17 protein-coding genes are annotated in these 21,801 nt (G+C 68.4%); 10 read left to right on the top strand and 7 right to left on the bottom strand.

The annotated features are described in order from the left end of the window. Positions 1 to 20 precede the first annotated feature (20 nt). Positions 21 to 923 (top strand): succinate--CoA ligase subunit alpha, encoded by a 903-nt coding sequence (gene sucD / locus QFZ53_RS08035; protein WP_307295266.1) that lies wholly within the window; start codon positions 21 to 23, stop codon positions 921 to 923. 202 nt (positions 924 to 1,125) lie between these two features. Here the strand turns inward: sucD and QFZ53_RS08040 are convergent, their stop codons facing one another. Beyond that, complete coding sequence (locus tag QFZ53_RS08040) at positions 1,126 to 2,547, bottom strand: NCS2 family permease (protein ID WP_307295268.1); 1,422 nt, start codon at positions 2,545 to 2,547, stop codon at positions 1,126 to 1,128. Positions 2,548 to 2,639: 92 nt separating this feature from the next. Between QFZ53_RS08040 and QFZ53_RS08045 the strand changes: the two genes are divergently transcribed. The 9 genes from QFZ53_RS08045 (at position 2,640) to QFZ53_RS08085 (ending at position 14,306) form a co-directional block, all read left to right on the top strand. Then, positions 2,640 to 3,992 carry a cell division protein PerM gene (locus QFZ53_RS08045; RefSeq protein WP_307295270.1) on the top strand — a complete coding sequence of 451 codons (1,353 nt, stop codon included), beginning with the start codon at positions 2,640 to 2,642 and terminating at the stop codon, positions 3,990 to 3,992. 43 nt (positions 3,993 to 4,035) lie between these two features. Then, positions 4,036 to 4,623 (top strand): phosphoribosylglycinamide formyltransferase, encoded by a 588-nt coding sequence (gene purN / locus QFZ53_RS08050; protein WP_292910351.1) that lies wholly within the window; start codon positions 4,036 to 4,038, stop codon positions 4,621 to 4,623. A 28-nt stretch (positions 4,624 to 4,651) separates the two neighbouring features. Beyond that, positions 4,652 to 6,259 carry a bifunctional phosphoribosylaminoimidazolecarboxamide formyltransferase/IMP cyclohydrolase gene (gene purH / locus QFZ53_RS08055; protein ID WP_307295273.1) on the top strand — a complete coding sequence of 536 codons (1,608 nt, stop codon included), beginning with the start codon at positions 4,652 to 4,654 and terminating at the stop codon, positions 6,257 to 6,259. A gap of 82 nt (positions 6,260 to 6,341) precedes the next feature. After that, the gene (locus QFZ53_RS08060) at positions 6,342 to 7,262 is read left to right on the top strand and encodes a class I SAM-dependent methyltransferase (RefSeq protein WP_307295274.1); all 921 of its coding nucleotides are present in this window, start codon (positions 6,342 to 6,344) and stop codon (positions 7,260 to 7,262) included. An 85-nt stretch (positions 7,263 to 7,347) separates the two neighbouring features. Next, positions 7,348 to 8,874, top strand: coding sequence for a DNA-3-methyladenine glycosylase 2 family protein (locus QFZ53_RS08065; RefSeq protein WP_307295276.1), 1,527 nt, complete (start codon positions 7,348 to 7,350; stop codon positions 8,872 to 8,874). Beyond that, on the top strand, positions 8,871 to 9,368 hold the full coding sequence (locus tag QFZ53_RS08070) for a methylated-DNA--[protein]-cysteine S-methyltransferase (RefSeq protein WP_307295278.1): 498 nt from the start codon (positions 8,871 to 8,873) through the stop codon (positions 9,366 to 9,368). The genes QFZ53_RS08065 and QFZ53_RS08070 overlap by 4 nt, the downstream gene beginning before the upstream one ends. Positions 9,369 to 9,689: 321 nt before the next feature. Then, a complete protein-coding gene (locus tag QFZ53_RS08075) occupies positions 9,690 to 11,588 on the top strand; it encodes an ABC transporter ATP-binding protein (protein WP_307295280.1) in 1,899 nt (632 codons plus the stop codon). Continuing rightward, the gene (locus tag QFZ53_RS08080) at positions 11,585 to 13,399 is read left to right on the top strand and encodes an ABC transporter ATP-binding protein (RefSeq protein ID WP_307295282.1); all 1,815 of its coding nucleotides are present in this window, start codon (positions 11,585 to 11,587) and stop codon (positions 13,397 to 13,399) included. The genes QFZ53_RS08075 and QFZ53_RS08080 overlap by 4 nt, the downstream gene beginning before the upstream one ends. Before the next feature lie 97 nt (positions 13,400 to 13,496). Beyond that, positions 13,497 to 14,306 carry a hypothetical protein gene (locus QFZ53_RS08085; protein ID WP_307295285.1) on the top strand — a complete coding sequence of 270 codons (810 nt, stop codon included), beginning with the start codon at positions 13,497 to 13,499 and terminating at the stop codon, positions 14,304 to 14,306. Positions 14,307 to 14,434: 128 nt separating this feature from the next. On the opposite strand, the gene yicI is transcribed toward QFZ53_RS08085, so the two are convergent. From yicI to QFZ53_RS08115, 6 genes are all read right to left on the bottom strand, one after another. Next, on the bottom strand, positions 14,435 to 16,666 hold the full coding sequence (gene yicI / locus QFZ53_RS08090) for an alpha-xylosidase (protein ID WP_307295287.1): 2,232 nt from the start codon (positions 16,664 to 16,666) through the stop codon (positions 14,435 to 14,437). Beyond that, positions 16,666 to 17,547, bottom strand: a complete 882-nt coding sequence (locus QFZ53_RS08095) for a carbohydrate ABC transporter permease (protein ID WP_307295289.1) — start codon at positions 17,545 to 17,547, stop codon at positions 16,666 to 16,668. The genes yicI and QFZ53_RS08095 overlap by 1 nt, the downstream gene beginning before the upstream one ends. Continuing rightward, entirely contained in the window at positions 17,547 to 18,509 is a 963-nt protein-coding gene (locus tag QFZ53_RS08100) for a carbohydrate ABC transporter permease (protein WP_292910368.1), read from the bottom strand. The genes QFZ53_RS08095 and QFZ53_RS08100 overlap by 1 nt, the downstream gene beginning before the upstream one ends. Positions 18,510 to 18,569: 60 nt before the next feature. After that, the gene (locus QFZ53_RS08105; RefSeq protein WP_307295293.1) at positions 18,570 to 19,877 is read right to left on the bottom strand and encodes an ABC transporter substrate-binding protein; all 1,308 of its coding nucleotides are present in this window, start codon (positions 19,875 to 19,877) and stop codon (positions 18,570 to 18,572) included. A 123-nt stretch (positions 19,878 to 20,000) separates the two neighbouring features. Further along, complete coding sequence (locus tag QFZ53_RS08110; RefSeq protein ID WP_292910372.1) at positions 20,001 to 21,011, bottom strand: LacI family DNA-binding transcriptional regulator; 1,011 nt, start codon at positions 21,009 to 21,011, stop codon at positions 20,001 to 20,003. 212 nt (positions 21,012 to 21,223) lie between these two features. Next, positions 21,224 to 21,682 carry a GNAT family N-acetyltransferase gene (locus QFZ53_RS08115; RefSeq protein WP_292910374.1) on the bottom strand — a complete coding sequence of 153 codons (459 nt, stop codon included), beginning with the start codon at positions 21,680 to 21,682 and terminating at the stop codon, positions 21,224 to 21,226. Positions 21,683 to 21,801: the final 119 nt, after the last annotated feature.

Raw genomic sequence — 21,801 nt, forward strand, 5'->3', positions numbered from 1 at the left:
CACAAGGACTAGAGAAGAAAATGTCGATCTACCTCAACAAGGACTCCAAGGTCATCGTCCAGGGCATCACCGGCGGCGAGGGCACCAAGCACACCGCTCTCATGCTGAAGGCCGGCACCCAGGTCGTCGGCGGCGTGAACGCCCGCAAGGCCGGCACCACGGTGTCGCACACCGACAAGGACGGCAACGCCGTCGAGCTCCCCGTCTTCGCCTCGGTCGCCGAGGCCATGAAGGAGACCGGCGCCGACGTGTCGATCGCCTTCGTCCCCGGCGCCTTCACGAAGGACGCGATGATCGAGGCCATCGACGCCGAGATCCCGCTGCTCGTGGTCATCACCGAGGGCGTCCCCGTCGGCGACTCGGCCGAGGCATGGGCCTACGCCCAGAGCAAGGGCAACAAGACGCGCATCATCGGCCCGAACTGCCCCGGCATCATCACCCCCGGTGAGGCGCTCGTCGGCATCACCCCGGCGAACATCACCGGCAAGGGCCCGATCGGTCTCGTGTCGAAGTCGGGCACCCTGACCTACCAGATGATGTTCGAGCTGCGCGACCTGGGCTTCTCGACCGCCATCGGCATCGGCGGCGACCCGGTCATCGGCACGACGCACATCGACGCGCTGGCTGCGTTCGAGGCAGATCCCGAGACCAAGGCGATCGTCATGATCGGCGAGATCGGCGGCGACGCCGAAGAGCGCGCGGCCGACTACATCAAGGCGCACGTCACCAAGCCGGTCGTCGGCTACGTCGCGGGCTTCACGGCTCCCGAGGGCAAGACCATGGGTCACGCCGGCGCCATCGTCTCCGGCTCTGCGGGCACCGCGCAGGCGAAGAAGGAGGCCCTCGAGGCCGCCGGCGTCAAGGTCGGCAAGACGCCATCCGAGACGGCAGACCTGATGCGTGCGATCATCGAGGCGCTCTGATCTGAGCTACGCTTGAACGGAAGGCCCTGGGCTCCACCCCGGGGCCTTCTTTCATGCCCGGGAGGACAGGATCTTCACGTCAGCGCGGCAGACCCCTGCGTTCGTCGGCTCAGAATACGGATGTCGGCCCGGAACCTCGTTCCGAGCCGACATCCGTGTTTCCGGCCGACATCCGTATTCTGGGTCGACCGACGTGCGAGGATCAGGCGCCGAGCAGCGCCTCGATCGGTCCCCGGGCGAAGAACAGCACGAATCCTGCGCCGACGACCCACAGCAGCGGGTGGATCGTCTTGGCCTTGCCCGAGAGCGCGTTCACGACGATCCAGCTGACGAAGCCCGCACCGATGCCGTTCGCGATCGAGTACGTCATCGGCATCACGGTGACCGTGAGGAACACGGGCAGCAGCACCCGGAAGTCGCTGAGATCGATGTTCTTGATCTGCGACAGCATCATGGCGCCGACGAGCACGAGCGCCGCGGCGGCGACGGCGCTCGGCACGAGCGAGGTGAGCGGGGTGAAGAACATCGCGAGCAGGAACAGCACGCCGGTGATCGTGGTCGCGAACCCGGTGCGCGCGCCCTCGCCGATGCCCGAGCCCGATTCGACGAACACGGTCGCGGAGGATGACGAGGTGCCTCCTCCGACGATCGCTCCGACGCCCTCGACGACCAGCGCCGACTTGATGCGGGGGAAGTCCCCCTTCTCGTCGGCGAGGTCCGCCTCTTTGGCGAGACCGGTCATCGTGCCCATGGCGTCGAAGAAGTTCGAGAACAGCAGGGTGAAGACGAACATCACGAGCGTCACTCCGCCGACCTTCGCGAAGTCGAAGCCGAAGTCGACCTGGCCGATCAGGCTGAGGTCGGGCACGCTCACGATGCTGCCCGAGAAGGCGAAGCCCAGGCCCTCGGACGGCCAGATCAGATTCGCGATCGCGGCCAGCAAGGTCCCTCCGACGAGCGCGATGAGGATCGCGCCCTTCACCCGCAGGGCGATGAGCACGCCTCCGATCATCAGCGTGACGACGAACATCAGGGTCGTGAGGGATGCGACGGATCCGCCGATGCCGAGATCGACCGGGGGAGAGGCGTTCTTCGTCGAGGTGACGAATCCCGCGTTCACGAAGCCGATGAAGGCGATGAACAGGCCGATTCCCACGGTGATCGCGAGCTTCAGCTGCACGGGGACCGCGTCGAAGATGAGCTTGCGCAGACCGGTCGCGGCGAGCAGCACGATGATGACGCCGTTGATCATGACGAGCGCCATGGCCTCGGGCCAGGTGACGGAGCCGACCACGGTGAACGCGAGGAACGCGTTGATGCCGAGACCCGCTGCGAACGCGAACGGCAGGCGCGTCGTGAGGCCGAACAGGATCGTCATGACGCCGGCGGTGAGGGCTGTCGCCGCGGCGACGGCCCCGCCCGGCAGCACGTCGCCTGCGACGTCGGGGGTGGAGAGGATGATCGGGTTCAGGATCACGATGTAGGCCATGGTGACGAAGGTCACCACGCCACCGCGGATCTCGGTGCCGATCGTGGACCCGCGGCGGCTGATCTCGAAGAAGCGATCCAGGGCGTTCACGGGCTCGGCAGTCGGTGCGGGAGCGGGGGACGGGGCAGTTGTCATCGGGGGAACCTCCGCAGGAGACGATATCGTGTCGCGCGTGCCGCGCGCGTCCCCAGGAAAGCCGCCGCCCCAGGTCGTAGTCTCGATTCGATATGCAACGCCTCCTCGTCGCGCTCCTCGCGGCCTTCGACGCCGCCATCGCGGCTGCGGTCGGACTCGCCGTGCTGCTCGCGCCCCTCACCCTGCTGTGGATGCTCGCCTTCGGCGTCACGGCGGACTGGGGTGCGCTCTGGCCGCTCACCGGCACGCTCTGGCAGTTCGGCCACGGCGTCCCGATCGACATCTCGCTGCCCACCGAGACGCTCTCGACGGTCGGCCTGGCGCCGGAAGCCGCCGTCTTCACACTCTCGGTGACCCCGCTCGCCTTCCTCGTGTTCACGCTGCTGTTCGCGGCGCGTTCGGGTGCCCGCGCTGCGCGCGCCGGGGCCTGGCTGCTCGGACCGCTCGTGGGAGCCGGGTCCTTCGCGCTGATCGCGGTCGGAATCGCGCTCACGTCCCGCATCGAGGCGGCACAGACCTCCCTGCCGCTCTCCATCGCGCTTCCCGCGGCGGTCTACCTCGTCGGATCCCTCTGCGGAGCGGTGCGCGTGGCCTGGGAGGACGGCGACGGCGGGCTCCTCGACCGCCTGCACGACGTGGTCGACGGCTGGGGCGACTGGGGCCCTGTGCCGGCGTCCGCTGTGCGTGGTGCGGCCGTCGCCCTCGTCGGAGTGATCGCGGTCTCCGCGGTCGCCGTCGCCGTGATGGTGGCGCTGCGCGCGGGCGAAGCAGTGGCCCTCTTCGAGGCGGCGCGCGTGGACGTGCTGGGCGGCGCCATGATCACCCTGGGACATCTCGCGTACCTTCCCACGCTCATCGTGTGGGCGGCGTCCTGGATAGCCGGTCCCGGCTTCGCGGTAGGCGCCGGCACCGCCGTCTCACCGGCGGGAACTCAATTGGGCGTCGTGCCTGGGCTTCCCGTGTTCGGACTTCTGCCGGAACACGCCTCGATCTGGATGCTGATCGTCGTGCTCCTGCCCATCGCAGCCGGAGCGTTCGCCGGCTGGACCGTCCGTTCGCGGCTGGTCTGGGAAGGCACACCGCTCGGCGTCGCCGCCCGTGCCGTGATCGCACTCGGCATCGGCGTGCTCACAGCGGCGGTGGCCGCGATCGCCGCCGTCCTCGTGAGCGGATCGATCGGCCCGGGCCGGTTGGCGGATGCCGGACCCTCCGTCCTGCCGTTCGCTCTCGCTCTCGGCGGGGAGGTCCTGCTCGGGGCCGCGATCCTGCTGCTGTCTCCTCGGCATCGCGACGAACTGGCGGAGGAGCGCACCGACCGCTGGATCGCCGAGATGGCGGCATCCGATCTCCCGCTGATCGATGCACCTGCGGCCTTCCCCACAGGTGGGGACACGAATGACACGGCACCGCTCGAGGACCTTCCGCCGCGGGGCCGTGGCGCCTGACATGCGGCTCAGGTCGGCCTTTCCTCCCCGGTAGACTGGGCGCGTGCTCACGGTCGCCGTTCTCATCTCGGGCACCGGCTCGAATCTTCGTGCCCTCCTCGAGGCAGCTCGCCATCCCGATTTCCCCGCGCGGGTCGTCGTGGTCGGCGCCGACCGCGACGCGGACGGCCTCGCGCATGCCGAGGAGTTCGGAATCCCGAGCTTCACAGTGCCGTGGCATCTGCACGAGAGCCGCGAGACGTGGGGCGAAGAGGTGAGCGCGCAGCTCGCCGTCTGGAAGCCCGACCTCGTCGTGCTCAGCGGTCTCATGCGGCTGCTGCCGCCGGCGCTCGTCGCGGAGTACTCGCCGCGGCTCATCAACACCCACCCCGCGTACCTTCCCGAGTTCCCCGGCGCACACGGCGTTCGCGATGCGCTCGCCGCGGGCGCGTCGCAGACCGGCGCCAGCGTGATCGTGGTCGACGACGGCGTCGACACCGGGCCGGTTCTCGCGCAGGAGCGGGTGCCGATCGTCGAGGGCGACACCGAGCACAGCCTGCACGACCGCATCAAGCCCGTCGAACGCCGTCTGCTCATCGACGTGGTGCGCCGCATCGCGACCGGCGAGCTCGAGCTGTCCGCCGCATCCTGAACCAAACCCCGCCACGAAGGAGCCCACCATGGCCGGCCCCCGCCACGACCCCTCCCTGTACCGCGATCGCGACTCGGTCCCCGTCCGTCGCGCGCTCGTCTCGGTGAGCGACAAGACCGGCCTGCTCGAACTCGCCGCAGCCCTCGCCGACGCCGGGGCGGAGATCGTCTCGACGGGGTCGACGGCGGCCACCATCCGCGACGCGGGCTTCGCCGTGACCGACGTCGCGACCGTGACGGGCGTCGCCGAGATGCTCGACGGTCGTGTGAAGACCCTGCACCCGAAGATCCACGGCGGTCTGCTGGCCGACCTGCGGCTCGAGGACCACGAGGGCCAGCTCGAGCACCTCGGCATCGAGCCGTTCGAGCTCGTCGTCGTGAACCTGTACCCCTTCGTCGAGACCGTCGCCTCGGGCGCCCTCGGCGACGATGTCGTCGAGCAGATCGACATCGGTGGCCCCGCCATGGTGCGCGCCGCTGCGAAGAACCACGCGAACGTGGCGATCGTCGTCTCTCCCGAGTCCTACCCGTCGATCATCAGCGCCGTGCGCGAGGGCGGGACCACGCTGTCGCAGCGCCGTGAACTGGCAGCCCGCGCATTCGCGCACACCGCAGCCTACGATGCGGCCGTCGCGTCGTGGTTCGCCGAGGGCACCCTGATCGACGAGGGCGATCTGCCCGCGCATCTCACCATCCAGGCCGAGCGTCTTGCCACGCTGCGCTACGGCGAGAACTCCCACCAGCGCGGCGCGATCTACACGCGCGCCGGCGGGCACGGCATCGCTCAGGCCACGCAGCTGCAGGGCAAGGAGATGTCGTACAACAACTACGTCGACGCCGACGCCGCCCTGCGTGCCGCCTACGACATGGTGCTGCCGGCCGTCGCGATCATCAAGCACGCGAACCCGTGCGGCATCGCGACGACGGCGCCGAACGCACTCGACCCGATCGCCAGCGCTCACCTGCGCGCGCACGAGTGCGACCCGGTGTCGGCCTACGGTGGCGTGATCGCCGCGAACGGCACGGTCACGCTCAAGATGGCTGAGAACCTCAAGGACATCTTCACCGAGGTCATCGTCGCCCCCGCCTTCGAGCCGGCGGCGCTCGAGGTCTTCAAAGCCAAGAAGAACCTGCGTCTGCTGCAGCTGCCCGAGGACTGGCAGCAGGAGCGGATGGACGTGCGCCTGGTCTCGGGCGGACTGCTGCTGCAGGATGCCGACCGCTTCCCCGACGACATCGAATCCGTCGCGAAGAACTGGGAGCTCGTCTCGGGCGACCGCCCCAGCGAGGAGGAGATGACGAACCTCATCTTCGCCTGGAAGGCCTGCCGCGCCGTGAAGTCGAACGCCATCGTGCTCGCGAAGGACAACGCGACGGTCGGCGTCGGCATGGGCCAGGTCAATCGTGTCGACTCGTGCCGCCTCGCCGTGGAGCGCGCCGGAGAGCGGGCGGCCGGGTCGGTCGCGGCATCCGACGCCTTCTTCCCGTTCGCGGACGGCGCCCAGGTTCTCATCGACGCCGGCGTCAAGGCGATCGTGCAGCCCGGCGGGTCGGTGCGGGACGAGGAAGTGGTGGATGCTGCGCGTAAGGCGGGCGTCACCATGTTCTTCACCGGAGAGCGCCACTTCTTCCACTGAGTTCGCCGCGCCTCGGCCATTCGCATCATGCCTCGCCACGGATACCTATACTTGACGGAATCTGGGGCGATGGAGCGAAGGCATGACGCGGACGAGTGTGGGGCCGGGCGATGACACGCCTGTGGCCTCGTGGTTGAGCCCTACGGCGTACTGGCTGCCGACGCATCTCGTTGACTCGGCCTGGCTGACCCACGGATCATTCGCAGCGTGGATCATCGACGTGCTTCGTCCGCGTGATGTCGTGGAGCTCGGCACGCACAACGGATTCTCGTGCTTCGCCTTCGCCGAGGCGGCCCAGCGCCTCGGGCACTCGCTCACGATCAACGCCCTCGACAGCTGGGAGGGCGACGATCAGGCGGGGTTCTACGGGGATGCCGTGTACGAGTCCGTCCGCGACATCGCGGCTCGAGACTACAGCTCGTCGGTCGTCCTGCATCGTGGATACTTCACGAACACGCGTGCTGATTTCTCACCGGCATCCGTCGATCTCCTTCACATCGACGGACGTCATGGCTACGACGATGCTCGCGAGGACTACGAGCAGTGGCGTGACACGGTGCGCGACGGGGGAGTGATCCTCTTTCACGACATCGCGGAGCGCAGCGAGGGCTTCGGCGTCTGGCGTCTCTGGAACGAAGTCGCTGAACCGGGGCGCTCCTTCGCCTTCGAGCACGGCCACGGGCTGGGGGTGCTCGCGGTCGGTGATGTCGCGCGAGAGCCGCTTCGCGTGCTGTTCGAGGCGGATGAAGCGGTCGCGAACCGTATCCGTGCCGATTTCGAGCGGTTGGGCGGGGTCATCGCGGACTTGGCGCGTATCCCGCATTTCGAAGCCGAGGTCCGTTCGCTGCACGAGGTCGTGGACATGCTGCAAGCGGAGAGGGCGCGTTTGACGCAAGAGATCGTCGCCCGCGACGCGCTCGTCGAGTCCGTGCGCAACAGCTCGAGCTGGACGCTCACGGCCCCGCTGCGCGCCATGGGCCGCCTGCTCCGGCGCCGCCGCTGAGTCCGGCGACAACGAACGGATTCGCGGTCACAGCCGTGTCCGATTTCCGCCAGCCGGTGTCGGCGCCTGGTGGCAGAGTGGAGTCATGAGCTTCCCCGTGATCGACTTCGACGAGCGCTATCGCGCGATCAGCGCACGCGACACCCGCTTCGACGGGCAGTTCGTCACCGCCGTCCGCTCGACCAGGATCTATTGCCGGCCGAGCTGCCCCGCTCGCACGCCCAAGCCAGAGAACGTCACGTTCTTCCCGACCAGCGCGGCCGCGCACGAGGCCGGGTACCGCGCGTGCAAGCGGTGTCTTCCGGAAGCGGCGCCCGGCTCGCCTGCGTGGGATCTGCGCAGTGACACCGCGGCGCGAGCGATGCGATTGATCGCGAACGGCGTCGTCGAGCGCGAAGGCGTACCGGGCCTGGCCGCGCGGCTCGGTTACTCGAGCAGGCACCTGACCCGGCTTCTCACCGCTGAGTTGGGCGCGGGTCCGCTCGCCCTCGCCAGAGCGCACCGCGCGCACACGGCCCGGATGCTCCTGGTCGGCACCGACCTGGCCGTCTCCGATGTCGCGTTCTCGGCAGGATTCTCCAGCATCCGCCAGTGCAACGACACGGTCCGTGAGGTCTTCGGCATGGCCCCCGGCGAGCTGAGGCTGCGTCGTTCCTCGACCGGCGCGGGGGCCAGGGGCCCCGCGCCGACCGTCCCGGGGACGATCGATCTGGTGCTGCCGTACCGGGGCCCGCTCGACGCCGACGGGATCTTCGCGTGGATGGCGGGGCGCGCCGTGCCCGGGGTGGAGCATGCCACGACGACGTCGTTCTCGCGTCATCTGCGGATGCCCGGGGGGCCTGTCTGGTTCGAGGTGAGCCAGGACGCCGCGTCGCGCCTGCACCTGCGCGCCACCGTCACCGCCCTCGGCGACCTCGCCCCGCTCGTGGCGATCGTTCGTCGCATCTTCGATCTCGACGCCGATCCTCTCGCGATCGACGCCGCGCTGAGCATGCACCCGGAACTCGTCCCTCTCGTGGCCAAGACTCCCGGCATCCGCGTACCCGGCTCCGCCGACCCGCATGAGATGCTCATCCGCGCGATGGTCGGACAGCAGATCACCGTGGTGGCCGCGCGCACGGCGTTGACCTCGCTCACCGAGGCGCTGGGGGAGCGCCTCGCCATGCCCCCGCACCTCGGAGAGGGCCTCTCCGAGGGTGGCCTGCTGTTCCCGACGATGTCGGCCATCGCCGAGCGCGGGGCCGAGGTGCTCCGGGGGCCGGCGGCGCGCATCCGGGCCATCACCGGCGCCGCCGCGGCGCTCGCCGACGGGTCGCTGACGCTCACGGTCGGCGATGACGGCATGGCGCAGCGCGAAGCTCTGCTCGCCATGCCCGGCATCGGTCCGTGGACGGCCGACTACGTGCGCATGCGCGTGCTCGGAGACCCCGACATCCTGCTCCCGGGCGACGTGGCGCTGCGTGCGGGAGCGGCGGCATCCGGTCTACCAGGCGACGCACGGCCTCTCACCGAATGGGCCGCACGCACGGCGCCATGGCGCAGTTATCTCAGCGCCCATCTGTGGCGCGCCGCGCCCCTCCGGCCCTCACGAATCACGAAGGAGAAATCATGAACGCCATCATCCAGACCATCGACACCCCAGACGGCGCCTTCACGATCCTCGCCGACGACCGTCAGCGGGTGCTGGCGTCCGGATGGACCGACGACCACGAGGCGATCCTGAACCGCCTCGCCGTCGGGCGGCGCCCCGAGTCGGTCGTCGAGCGGGAGACGGATGCCGCGGCATCCGCCCTGGCGTACTACGCCGGAGAGCTCTCGGCCATCGACGACGTCGCCGTGACGCAGACCGGCACGGCGCTGCAGCTCTCGGGCTGGGCGGCGCTGCGCCGCATCGAACCGGGGGAGCCGCTCACGTACACGTCGTTCGCGGCGCGGCTCGACAACCCGAGGGCGGTGCGGGCGGCCGCCTCGATCTGCGCTCGCAACGCACCGGCCCTGTTCGTGCCGTGCCACCGCGTGCTCCGCACCGACGGCACCCTCGGCGGCTTCGCCTGGGGGCTCGGCGTCAAGGAGAGCCTGTTGGCACGGGAGGCCGCGCCGGTGTGAGCCGGTCTCTCGACGAGACAAGAAGCGGATGCCCGTGGCATCCGCTTCTTCTCGTTCGGGAATTCCTCTTGCCTTCAGCTGGTTCACAGGAATAGGCTGGAGGGCTGTCGCGCCGACCGGTCGACACCACCGAGCCCCTGAGGAGGACACCATGACCACGATCGCCACCGCGCGGATCGCAGCTCTCGGCTCGACCCCGGCGCGCCCGCTCTTCTTCTAGAGCCACCCGCCTCATCCGCATCGGATGCCGGGCTCTCAGAGCCCGCTCTCGCATCCGCCTCGTTCAGCAACCGCTTTCCATACGAAACTCGTCTGAGAGACATGTCTTCCTCGCCCTCATCGCAGAACTCCGATTCCTCCTCCTCGCTCTCCACCCCCGCCGCTCTGTGGCGGCTCAAGCCCTTCGTGAAACCGGTCATCTGGCGTCTCGCCGGGGGCGCCGCGAGCGCGCTCGTCGCGGCGATCATCGCGCTGATGATCCCGCTCGTGCTCGAGCAGATCATCCGCGGTCCGGTGAAGTCCGGTGAGTTCGGCGCCATCGCCTGGGGCGCTCTGGCCGTCTTCGGGCTCGCGGTCGGCGAGGCGGTGATGGTGTGGCTGCGGCGTCAGTTCGTGCTCAACCCCGCGACCGAGGTCGAGTACCAGATGCGCACGCAGCTCTATGCGCGACTGCAGACCCTTCCGGTCGCCTTCCACGACCGCTGGCAATCCGGCCAGCTGCTCAGCCGCATGATGCAGGACATCGGCCTCATCCGCCGCTGGCTCGCGTTCGGCCTCGTGCTGCTCGTCGTGAACATCCTCACGATCATCATCGGATCGGTTCTGCTGTTCCGCTGGCACTGGCTGCTGGGTGCGATCTTCCTCGTCACCGCGATTCCCCTCTGGATCCGCGGCTACCTGTTCGAGAAGCGCTATGGCGCGCTCACCCGGCGCAGCCAGGATCAGGCCGGCGACCTCGCCACCAGCGTCGAGGAGAGCGTGCACGGCATCCGCGTGCTCAAGGCGTTCGGCCGCGGCAAGCACGCGCTCAGCCGCTTCAGCCGTCAGGCCGAGACTCTGCGCGAGACCGAGATGAGCAAGGCCGGCGCGATCGCGTCGATCTGGTTCTGGCTCGACCTGATGCCGCAGATCGCCTTCGGGCTGAGCCTGATGTCGGGCATCTGGCTGATCTCCCAGGGCGCGATCGAGGTACCGGAGCTCTTCGCGTTCTTCGCGATGGCTGTCGTGCTGCGGTGGCCGATCGAGTCGATCGGGTTCCTGTTCTCGTTCATGCTCGATGCGCGTACGGCCACAGACCGCGTGTTCGACATCTTCTCCGAGACGAACACGATCACGGACCCCGAGAACCCGGTGCGCATCGCCGCGCCCCGAGGCGAGCTCGTCTTCGAGAATGCGCACTTCCGCTATCAGGACGCCGGTGCTTCCGAGCGCGACCTGCTCGACGGCATCGATCTCGTGCTGCGTCCGGGTGAGACCATGGCGCTCGTCGGACTCACCGGTTCGGGCAAGACCACTCTGACCACGCTGCCGGCGCGGTTGTACGACGTCACCGGCGGGCGAGTCACGCTCGACGGCGTCGACGTGCGCGACCTCACGCTCTCCGAGCTGCGGCAGCACATCGCCATGGCGTTCGAGGATGCGACGCTGTTCTCGGCATCCGTCCGGGAGAACGTCCTGCTGGGTCGCGCCGATCTCGATGTGCACAGCGAGGAGGCCGAGCGGGTGCTGCGCGAGGCACTCGACGTCGCGCAGGCGGCGTTCGTCGACTCGCTGCCCGACGGCGTGGAGACGATCATCGGCGAGGAAGGCCTGAGCCTCTCCGGTGGCCAGCGTCAGCGACTCGCTCTCGCCCGAGCCGTGGCGGCGAATCCGAGGGTGCTCGTGCTCGACGACCCGCTGTCGGCCCTCGACGTCGACACCGAGGCGCTCGTCGAGGAGGCGCTGCGTCATGTGCTCGCCGACACGACAGCGATGATCGTCGCCCACCGTCCGTCGACCGTCGCACTCGCAGACCGCGTCGCCCTGCTCGAAGCAGGGCGGATCACCGCGGTCGGCACGCACAGCGAACTGCTGAAGTCCAGCCGGCACTACCGGCACGTCATCTCGAGCCTCGAGGCGGAGGAGGCTGCTCGCACCGGCGCGATCCCGGTGATCCGAGAGGATCCTGACGACGACGACCGAGACGATATGCGCGAAGACATGAAGGAGGTGCAGGCATGAGCTCCGCGATCACCGGAACACAGAACGAGGACCGCTCGAACTACACCCGTGAGGAGAGCCGCGAGATCAGGCAGCGCTCGCTGCGTCTGCTGGGATCGCTGGTGCGCCCGCTGAAGGCGCAGGTCATCCTCGCGGCCGTGGTGCTCGTGGTGTCCACGGCGCTGCAGGTGGCAGGCCCGATCCTCATCAGCATCGGTCTGGACAGGGCGCTGCCGGAGGTGATCGAGCACGCGAACTGGATGCCGACGCTCGTGGTCGGCTTCGTGTATCTGTTCGCCGGCGCGGCGGCAGCCGCACTCATCGCGTGGTACGTGATGATCGCCGCCCGAATCACCCAGGCGGTGCTGCTCGACCTGCGCAAGCGCATCTTCCTGCACACCCAGAAGCTGAGCCTCGAATTCCACGAGTCGTACACGTCCGGCCGAATCATCTCGCGTCAGACCAGCGACCTGGACTCCATCAAGGAGCTGCTCGACGGCGGGCTCAACGAGCTCGTCTCCGGTGTGCTGTTCGGCCTGTTCACCTTCATCGCGCTGTGCGTGTGGGACTGGCAGTCCGGTGTGATCCTCGCGCTCGCCGGCGTGCCGCTGTTCTTCCTGATGCGGTGGTTCTACACGCGGTCGCAGCTGGTCTACCGCGAGTCCCGTGTGATCAGCGCGAAGGTGATCGTGCAGTTCGTCGAGACGATGACGGGCATCCGTGCGGTCAAGGCCTTCCGCAAGGAGCCGCGCAACGACGAGGCCTTCCAGAAGGTGGCAGGCGACTACCGCGACGTCAACCGCCGTTCCATGCTGCTGTTCGGCACGTTCGAGCCCGGACTCATGGGGGTGGCCGCGCTCACCTTGGGGCTCGTCGTGCTGTGGGGCGGGATCCGCGTCTCGACGGAGGTGCTCAGCGTCGGCGTGCTGCTGTCGGCCGTGCTGTACGTGCGCAACTTCTTCGCGCCGATGCAGGAGATCGCGATGTTCCTGAACTCCTACCAGTCCGCCACTGCGGCTCTGGAGAAGGTGTCCGGCGTGCTCGAGGAGGTTCCGACGGTTCCCGACCCCGAGAAGCCCGTCGACCTCTGGGAGTCGCGCGGCCACATCGAATTCGACGAGGTCACCTTCGGGTACAACGGCGAGAAGACGATCCTGCCGAACTTCTCGCTCGACATCCCGGCCGGTCAGACGATCGCCCTGGTCGGCACCACCGGCGCGGGCAAGTCCACTCTCGCGAAGCTCATCTCACGCTTCTACGATCCCTCGAAGGGTCGCGTCACGCTGGATGGCGTCGACCTGCGCAGACTGCACCCGAAGGATCTGCGCCGCGCGATCGTGATGGTCACGCAGGAGGCGTACCTGTTCAGCGGCACCGTCGCGGACAACATCGCGCTCGGCAAGCCCGACGCGACGCTCGACGAGATCAGGGCCGCCGCACGTGCGGTGGGCGCCGACGGGTTCATCGAGTCGCTGCCCGACGGCTACGGCACCGATGTGAACAAGCGCGGCGGCCGAGTGTCGGCGGGGCAGCGACAGCTGATCTCGTTCGCCCGGGCGTTCCTCGCCGACCCGGCGGTTCTGATCCTGGATGAGGCGACGGCGTCGCTCGACATCCCGTCCGAGCGGTTGATCCAGGACGCCCTGCAGACGCTGCTGAAGGACCGCACCGCGATCATCATCGCGCACCGGCTTTCGACGGTCGCGATCGCCGACCGCGTGCTGGTGATGGAGCACGGACGCATCATCGAGGACGACTCGCCTGACGCGCTGATCGGCGGCAGCGGCAAGTTCGCCCAACTGCACGCCGCGTGGCAGGAGACGCTCGTCTGATCCGTCGTGCACGCCGCGAGCGGCGACCGGCGCTCCCTCCGGAGCTCGGCCGCCGCTCGTCTCGGCGCGCTCGGCCTCGACTGGATAGCATCGAGACATGGACCCCCTGCTGATCGTCGCCGAATGGTGGTGGCTCGCGCCGACCGCTGCGGCGGCAGGCGCTGCGGGGGCCGTCGGGGCGGCAGGGCTGCGTCGTCGCGCTCGGCGGTCGGGGAGGCGCCTCGCTGTCGACGCCGCGCGCCACGACCTCAAGACGGCGCAGCAGACGGTGGCCGAACGCCGCCTGGAGCTCAAGGTGGCCCGAGCCGAGTTCGCGCGGATCGCGGCCGAGCGCGATGCGGGCAGGGTGAGCGCGGACCGCGTCGCCGGAGCTCGCCGCATGCTGCGAGAGCGGGAGCGCGACATGAAGGCGGTGCACGCCGAGGTCCGGGTCAGAAGAGTGCGGCTCAGCGCAGCGAAGGCCGCCCTGCCTCAGGGATCCGCTCCGCGCCCGCTCGAGCGTCTGCGGGCCGAGCACGAGACGATCACCGCCCGGTGGATGCGGTACGAGACGGACCCGGCTCTGCAGATCTCCTACCCGGCGATGACGGACGTGCGTCAGCCGGCCACCGCCGCCTATCTGCGGGCCGCCGGTCGCGCCAACGACCTGCGTCGGGAAGCCGAGCACACTCCGACCCCGGCCGCGTTCTCGGCGTACCGCGACGCGGTCGCGGACCTCGAGGGCGCGCTCGAAACGGCGGAGCACCGGGCCCGGGTGCTCGCGGGTGAAGCGCCGCCGACGGCATGGCAGGAGGCGGCACAGGACGTCCTGTCGAAGTCTGCCGAGGCCATCGACCAGGCCGCCGGGGCCGTGTCTGCGGCGTTCGCCGCCTGGTCCGCGCGCAAGCGCCCGCGCGACGACCGCTGAGGGCTGCCGGCATCCGAGTACCCGATGGGACGGACGCCGAGACCCCCGCTTGTCGGCGAGACCCCCTGCTGCTGCAGGGGGTCTCGCCAGTGGGCGGGGGTCTCGGCGATCGCGACCTCAGAACCGCATCACTCCGTGGGCGTCTCCAGGTCGGCCGTGTAGGTGCGCGCCACGCCGTCGGGGGAGGTCACGACGACGGATGCGTCGCCGCTCCCACCGGGGAACACCCGCAGCACGAGACCCTCGTGGTAGTCGTAGTCAGGGCGATCTGTGCGTGCTCCCCAGGGCAGGAGCGTGCCCGCGCGCACATAGAGCGGCAGCGAATCGAACCCGTGCGTCTCGCGTCGCCAGCCCCCGCCCGTCACGGTCTCGCCGCTGAGAAGGGACGTCCACTCGCCGGCCGGCAGGTAGAACTCCACATCACCGCCGGCGCTGAAGACCGGGGCGACGAGCAGCGAGGAGCCCAGCATGTACTGCCGGTCGAGATAGCCGGTGGCCGGATCGTCGGGGAACTCGAGCACCATCGGACGCATCAGCGGAATGCCCGTCTCGACGGCATCGAGTCCCTGCTGGTAGAGATACGGCATCAGCCGCATCTTGAGGTGAGTGAAACGACGCGTCACCTCGACGGCTTCCTCGTCGAACGCCCACGGCACCCGATACGAGCTCGAACCGTGGAACCGCGAGTGCGAGCCGAGCAGGCCGAAGGCCGTCCAGCGCTTGAACACCCCGGCATCCGGCGTGCCCTCGAATCCGCCGATGTCGTGGCTCCAGAACGCGAAACCGCTCAGCGCGAGCGAGAGCCCTCCGCGCAACGTCTCGGCCATCGACACGTACGTGGAGGTCGAGTCACCGCCCCAGTGCACCGGCATGCTCTGGCCGCCGGCCGTCGCCGATCGTGCGAACAGCACCGCGTCGCCCTCGCCCCTCGCCTCGACGAGCACGTCGTGCACCGCCCGGTTGTACAGCTGCGTGTAGAGGTTGTGCATGCGCTCGGGGTCGCTGCCATCCGCCCACTCGACATCCGTGGGGATGCGCTCGCCGAAGTCGGTCTTGAAGCAGTCGACGCCCTGATCCACGAGCGCACGGAGCTTCGACTGGTACCAGGCCGTGGCATCGGGATTCGTGAAGTCGACAAGGCCCATGCCCGACTGCCACTGGTCCCACTGCCACACCGAGCCATCGGGGCGCGTGACCAGGTACCCTAGGTCGGCTCCCTCGCGGAACAGCGCCGAACGCTGGGCGATGTAGGGGTTGATCCACACGCACACGCGCAGATCCTTGTCGTGCAGACGCGCCAGCATGCCGTCGGGATCCGGGAACACGCGGGAATCCCACTCGAAGTCGCTCCAGTTGAACTCGCGCATCCAGAAGCAGTCGAAGTGGAACACCGAGACGGGGAGTTCCCGGGCGGCCATCTCGTCGATGAACGAGTTCACGGTCTGCTCGTCGTAGTCGGTCGTGAAGCTGGTCGACAGCCACAGGCCGTACGACCAGGCGGGCACGACGGGAGGGCGACCGGTCAGCGCGGTGTAGCGGCGCAGCACGTCCTTCGGGGTGGGGCCCGCGATGACGAAGTACTCGAGCGCCTCGCCCGTGACCGAGAACTGGACGCGCTCGACGGCCTCCGAGCCGATCTCGTACGACACGTGACCCGGGTCGTTCACGAGCACGCCGTAGCCGTGGCTCGACACGTGGAACGGCACGCTCTTGTAGGCCTGTTCGCTCGAGGTGCCGCCGTCGGCGTTCCAGATGTCGACGGTCTGCCCGTTCTTCACCAGCGGACCGAAGCGCTCGCCGAGACCGTAGACGAGCTCGCCCACTGCCAACTCCAGCTGCTCGTGCACGTAGGTCGACGCGGCGGGGATGCCGGCGTCGTACTGCGTGTTGCTCACGACGCCCGCGTCGACCGCGGCGTCCGCCGAGAGGCGCACGTACCCCTGAGAGCGGTGGCCGCTGCCGGTGACGCGGCGCCCGTCGACCTCGAACGAGAGGTTCCACGGTGCGCCGGGTGCGATCCGGGCGACCAGCGAGCCGGCATCCAGTACGCCTCCGGCATCCGACACCGAAGCGGATGCCGTCGCCGAGCCCGCACCGGGCAGATCGAACCCGCCGTGCCCGACGGCCCCCTCGTGGTGCACGATGCGCACCCGGATGACGCCCTCGGCGGGGGAGGAGAGCGTCGTGGTCAGCACCGCCCTGTTGAGCGTGTCGCCGCGCCCTGAGATGACCTTGGTCGGAGCGGTGATGACGAGACCGTCTCCATCAGGCGTCGTCGTCCGGTCGATGTCGTACGCCTCCTGCGCGTACAGCGCGTCGACGCCGGGTCGGAGCTGCCAGAAACCATCGGTGAACTTCATTACTTGACTGCTCCTGCGGTGATGCCGCGCGTGAGGGTGCGCTGGAAGATGAGGAAGAAGATGAGCGTCGGGATGATGCCCAGCAGAGCCGAGGCGCTCGTCGTCGTGACGTCCATCAGCCGATCGCCCTGCAGCACGCTGATGGCCACGGGGACGGTCTGATTGTCGTTCGACGCGAGGAACGTCAGCGGGATGAGGAACTCGTTCCACGTCCAGATGAAGAAGAAGATGAGCAGCACCGACAGGGTCGGGCGGCTGATCGGGAAGACGACCCGCCACAGGATCTGCCAGCGGCTCGCCCCGTCGAGGGACGCAGCCTCGAGGACCTCCTTGGGGAAAGTCCCGTACACGCTGGAGAGCAGGTACGTGCCGAACGCGGCCTGGATCACCGTGAAGATGATGATCACGGAGAGCACGTTGTCGTACAGTCCGACCGACTTGAACATGTAGTACAGCGGGTACAGCAGCGCCTCCTGCGGGAGCAGGTTCGCGAGCAGGAACAGCAGCACGATCCAGGTGCGTCCGCGCACGCGTCCGATGCCGATCGCGAAGGCGTTCAGCATCGAGATGACCACGGCGAGCACCGCGACCGCACCCGAGATCAGGATCGAGTTCCACACCTTCTGGGGGAAGTCCACCCGCTCCCAGAACTTGACGATGCCGGTGAAGTCGAGTTCGTGCGGCAGCGCCAGGGGGCCCGAGGTCGCGTAATCGGTCGGCGACTTGAACGAGTTCACGATCACCAGGTAGAAGGGCGCGACGACCAGCACGGCGCCGATGACGACGAGGGCGAGCATGAGCCAGTCGATGCCGCGCTTCTTGGTCATGCCGCCTCGGGCCCTCTTGGCCTTGCCGGTGACGATCAGAGTGGTGGCGCTCATCACAGGCCCGCCCTTTCCTTGCGTTCGATCGAGTTCTGCACGCGGATGAACACGATCGACACGATGACCACGACGATCGTGAGCACGGTGGCGATGGTGGCGCCGTAGCCGACGTTCCGCTTCGTGAAGAACTCCTGGTACGCGTAGAACGCGGGGACCAGGGTGGAGCCCGCGGGGCCGCCGCGGGTGATGATGTAGACGGGGCCGAACACCTTGAGGGCCGCGATCGTGCAGGTCAGGGTGACGACGAAGATCTCCGGGCGGATGATGCTCATCGTGATGGCGGAGAAGCGCTGGAACCAGTTGGCGCCGTCGAGCTCGGCCGCCTCGTACAGCTCGGGGTCGACCCGCTGGAGCGCCGCCATGAACACGACGACCGGATAGCCGAGCTGCACCCAGACCATGACGACCATCAGCACGATCAGGGCCGACGGCATCTGGCCGAGCCAGTCGTAGGCGGGCATGCCGAACCAGCTGAGGATCTGGTTCAGGGCGCCGTCCTTGCCAGGGCGCACGATCCAGCCGATCACGATGCCGGCGACCGCGATCGGCAGGATCTGCGGGAGGTAGTACGTGGCGCGCAGGAAGCTGCCGACCTTGCCGCCGAACTTGCGGCCGATCACGTCGAACAGGAGCGCTGCGACGATGAGTCCGACGATCGTCGGCACGACGACCATCGCGATGATCATCCACACCGAGTTCTGGAACGACGTCCAGAAGTCCTCGTCGGTGAACAGCTTCTGCCAGTTCTCCAGGCCGATGAACTCCGGGGTGCGCACGCCCTTCCACTTGGTGAAGGTGAGGTACACGTTCCAGAGGAGGGGGACGATCACGACGATCAGCAGCAGGGCGAAGCCGGGGAGCAGGTAGAGCCAGTAGGCCCCCGTCCCGCCTCTGCGCTGCGGGATCAGCGGCTCTTCGGGCGGCAGCGCGGTGCGGCCCGATCGTGTTGCAGATGACATGTTCATGCTCCAGGAGGGGAAGGGGCGGCATCCGGTCGGACACCGCCCCCGATCAGCGGATCAGCGGAAGTCCGCGGTTCCTTCGTCGTAGGCCTTGCCGAGGTTGTCGTCCGTGGTCTCCACGTCCTGGCTGCCGGTGATGAGACCCTGCAGCTCCTGCACGATCACGTCGTAGAAGCCCGGTGCGGGCCAGTCCGGATAGAAGGACAGACCGTCCTGGTCGAGGATGCCGTTGAACGTCTCGATCAGCTCGGAGCTCTTCGGGTCGGTGATGTCGGCGGGGTCGGCCGCGACCGGGAGGCCGCCGTTGTTGCCGATGATCGCCTGGATCTCGGGGCGCATCGTGATGTCGATGAACTTGTAGGCGAGTTCCTTGTTCGCGGCGTTCTCGGGGACGACCCAGAGGTTGCCGGAGGACCCGAGCGAGAGGTCCGCTCCAGGGAATGCCGTCATGGTCCAGTCGAAGCCGGTGGCCTCGTTGACGAAGCGGCCGTACCACCATGAACCCGAGACGAAGATCGGCGAGGTGCCGTTGATGAAGGAGACTCCGGCGTCCTCCGCCTTGATCGACGAGACGTCGGAGGCGATGTACCCCTTGTCGACGTACTCCTTGAGCGTCTGGGTGGCCGAGGTGATCTCAGGGCCCTGCCAGTCGACCGGATCCTTGTACAGCTGGTAGTCGTCGACGAAGCCGCGGTCGCCCTCCATCAGGGCGAGCTGGTACCAGAGCTGGCCTAGCGGATACTCTGCGCCGGCTTCGGCCAGAGGAGTGATGCCCTTCGCGACGAACGCGTCGAGCACGTCGACGAACTCGTCGTAGGACGTGGGGATCTCGAGGCCGGCCGCGGCGAAGGCGTCCTTGTTGTAGTACACCCCGACGAACTCGCCGTAGTTCGGGATGCCGTACCAGGCGTCGCCGCCCATCACGCCGTCGTCGGAGTACTTGGCGGTCGTCTGCAGCGACGGAGCCAGCTTGTCGGCCCAGCCGTACTCGTCGACGGCGTCGGAGATGTCGGTGATGAGGCCGGTCGAGGCGAGGAAGCCCGCTGTCGCGTTGCCCTTGTTGAACTCCATGAGGTCGGGGGCGGCGTCTGTGTCGAGCACCTGGCTCGCGGTCTTCTGGATCTGCTCGAAGGACTTCTCTTCGAACTCGACCTTGGCGCCGGTCTCCTCCTCGAAGATCTTGATGGCCTCGGTCCAGGCCTTGCCCATCGCGCTGTCTTCGCTCTCGTAGTGCCAGAGCTTCAGGGTCTGGCCGTCGCCGCCCTCGTCGGATCCTCCCGGCGTGCAGCCGGCCAGGGCGAGTCCTGTCGCGGTGAGCGCGGCCAGCGCGGCGAGCGTCTTGGTCCTGCGTGTGTTGCGTGCCATCGTCGGCACTCCTTTCTCGGTGGCCCTGGGGCCGGACACTGCGTTGTGGTTCGGGTGTTCAGTTGGTCTTTGTCGAAGCGTTTCGATAGCGCAGACGTCGATGCGCCGTTGCGGAGTCGCCGTCTATCCCGGGGGAGCGACAGAGCCGGCGGTGCGGTACTCGGGCGGAAGAAGGTGGATGCCGGTCGAGGATGGTCCGTCCTCGAGGTGCCGCACGGCGAGTTCGACGGCGAGCTCGCACGACTGCTGCGGGATCAGCGGAATCGTGTCGATGGGGGCGGACAGCGTGGACGTGTCGAAGGACGCCGCCGCCGAGACGATCGACACGTCGTGGCCGACGCGCAGCTCCCGCTCGGCGAGGACCGACAGGAGCGCCTCGTGCACGTCGTCGACGGCGTGCACGATGAAGGCGCGGTGGCCGCGATCGAGAGCGGATGCCGCCGCCTCTCGGACGGCGGCGACGTCGGTTGCGGCCGTGCCCGTCGTGACCCAGTCGACAGCGACGCCCCGCTCGAGGGCCCGATCCTCCACTCCGTGCAGGAGGCGGCGGGGGAAGTTGGACTTGCGGTACGCGACCTCGGTCTGGCCCAGCAGGGTGATGCGCTCGTGCCCGGCGTCGGCGAGGCGGTCGACCGCGATGCTTCCCGCCGCCTCGAAGTCCAGGTCGACGCAGGTGAGTCCCTGCGCGTCGTCGGGGATGCCGATGAAGATCGTCGGGGTGCGCATCGTGCGAGCGATCGCGGCCCGTTCATCGTCGGGGGCCACATCGAGCACGAGGATGGCGTCGACGAGGTTGCTCGCCGTGACTCTGTTCATCCCCTCCGAGGTCTGCTCGTCCGTGAGAAGCAGGATGTCGTACCCGCGACGGCGCGCGGCGACCGCGGTGGCGAGGACGAACGCCATGTGCGTCGGCGCGTGCGTGTCGGCGCGCAGCGGCTCGGTGAGGGCGAAGATGTGCGTGCGGCGGCCCGCCAGCATCCGCGCGCCCGCGTCGGGCTGATACCCCAGCGACTGGGCAGCCTCTTCGATACGGCGACGCGTCTTCTCGGAGATCGGCCTTTTGCCGCTCAGCGCGTACGACACGGTGCTGATCGATACGCCGGCGGCCTGGGCCACCTCGTGGATCGTCGTCATCGGGACTCCGTCGTCGCTTCGCTCACTGGTCGTCGAAGCGCTTCGCCTGCGCCTCTTCAGTGATGATAGATCGACGGCGACGCCGAGCGCAAGGCTTTTGTGGTCCATTCCAACAAATCACCGGGCGGGCGGCGTGCAACTGCCGAGGGTGGACCAGCGGAGAGGGCGACGAGGTCTCGATGGGGGAGGGGATTCGAGACCCCGCCGCCGGTCTAGGAAGAGACTCGGATCTCGGCGATGACTTCGCCGTAGGCGGTCTCGCCGACAGGCGTGAATCCCACGCGGCGGAAGAAGTTCTCGGGGCCGCCATCGCCGGCCTCGTAGATGACGTTGACGTGCTCGACGCCGCGTTCGTGCGCCTCGGCGATGAGAGCCTCGACCGCGAAACGGCCCACGCCACGACCCTGGTCGTCGGCATCGACGTTGATGCGCCACAGCACGGAGCGGAAGTGCTCCTCCGGCGCCTCGGGGTCGAAGTTCGCGCTCACGAAGCCGACCACCTCATTGCGATCGAGGATGACGCGCTGCCACGAGGTCTTCGGGTTCACCACGGTCGCGGCGATGCCATACGACACGGGAGCGAGGAACTGTTCCTGCCCGGGCTTGAGCGACAGGTTGTTCACGGCGACGATCGTCGCGGCGGAGAGTTCGACCAAGCGCAGTTCGGACATGATCCCAGGCTAACCCCTTGCGAGCACCTGCACACGCAGCAGCGACATAATTCGCGGGGGCGATGCCGGGGACCGCGACGGGGCTCGCCGGCCCAGCGGGGGTCGAGCCGCTCAGGTAT

The organism is Microbacterium natoriense, from assembly GCF_030816295.1.
GTDB lineage: Bacteria > Actinomycetota > Actinomycetes > Actinomycetales > Microbacteriaceae > Microbacterium > Microbacterium natoriense_A.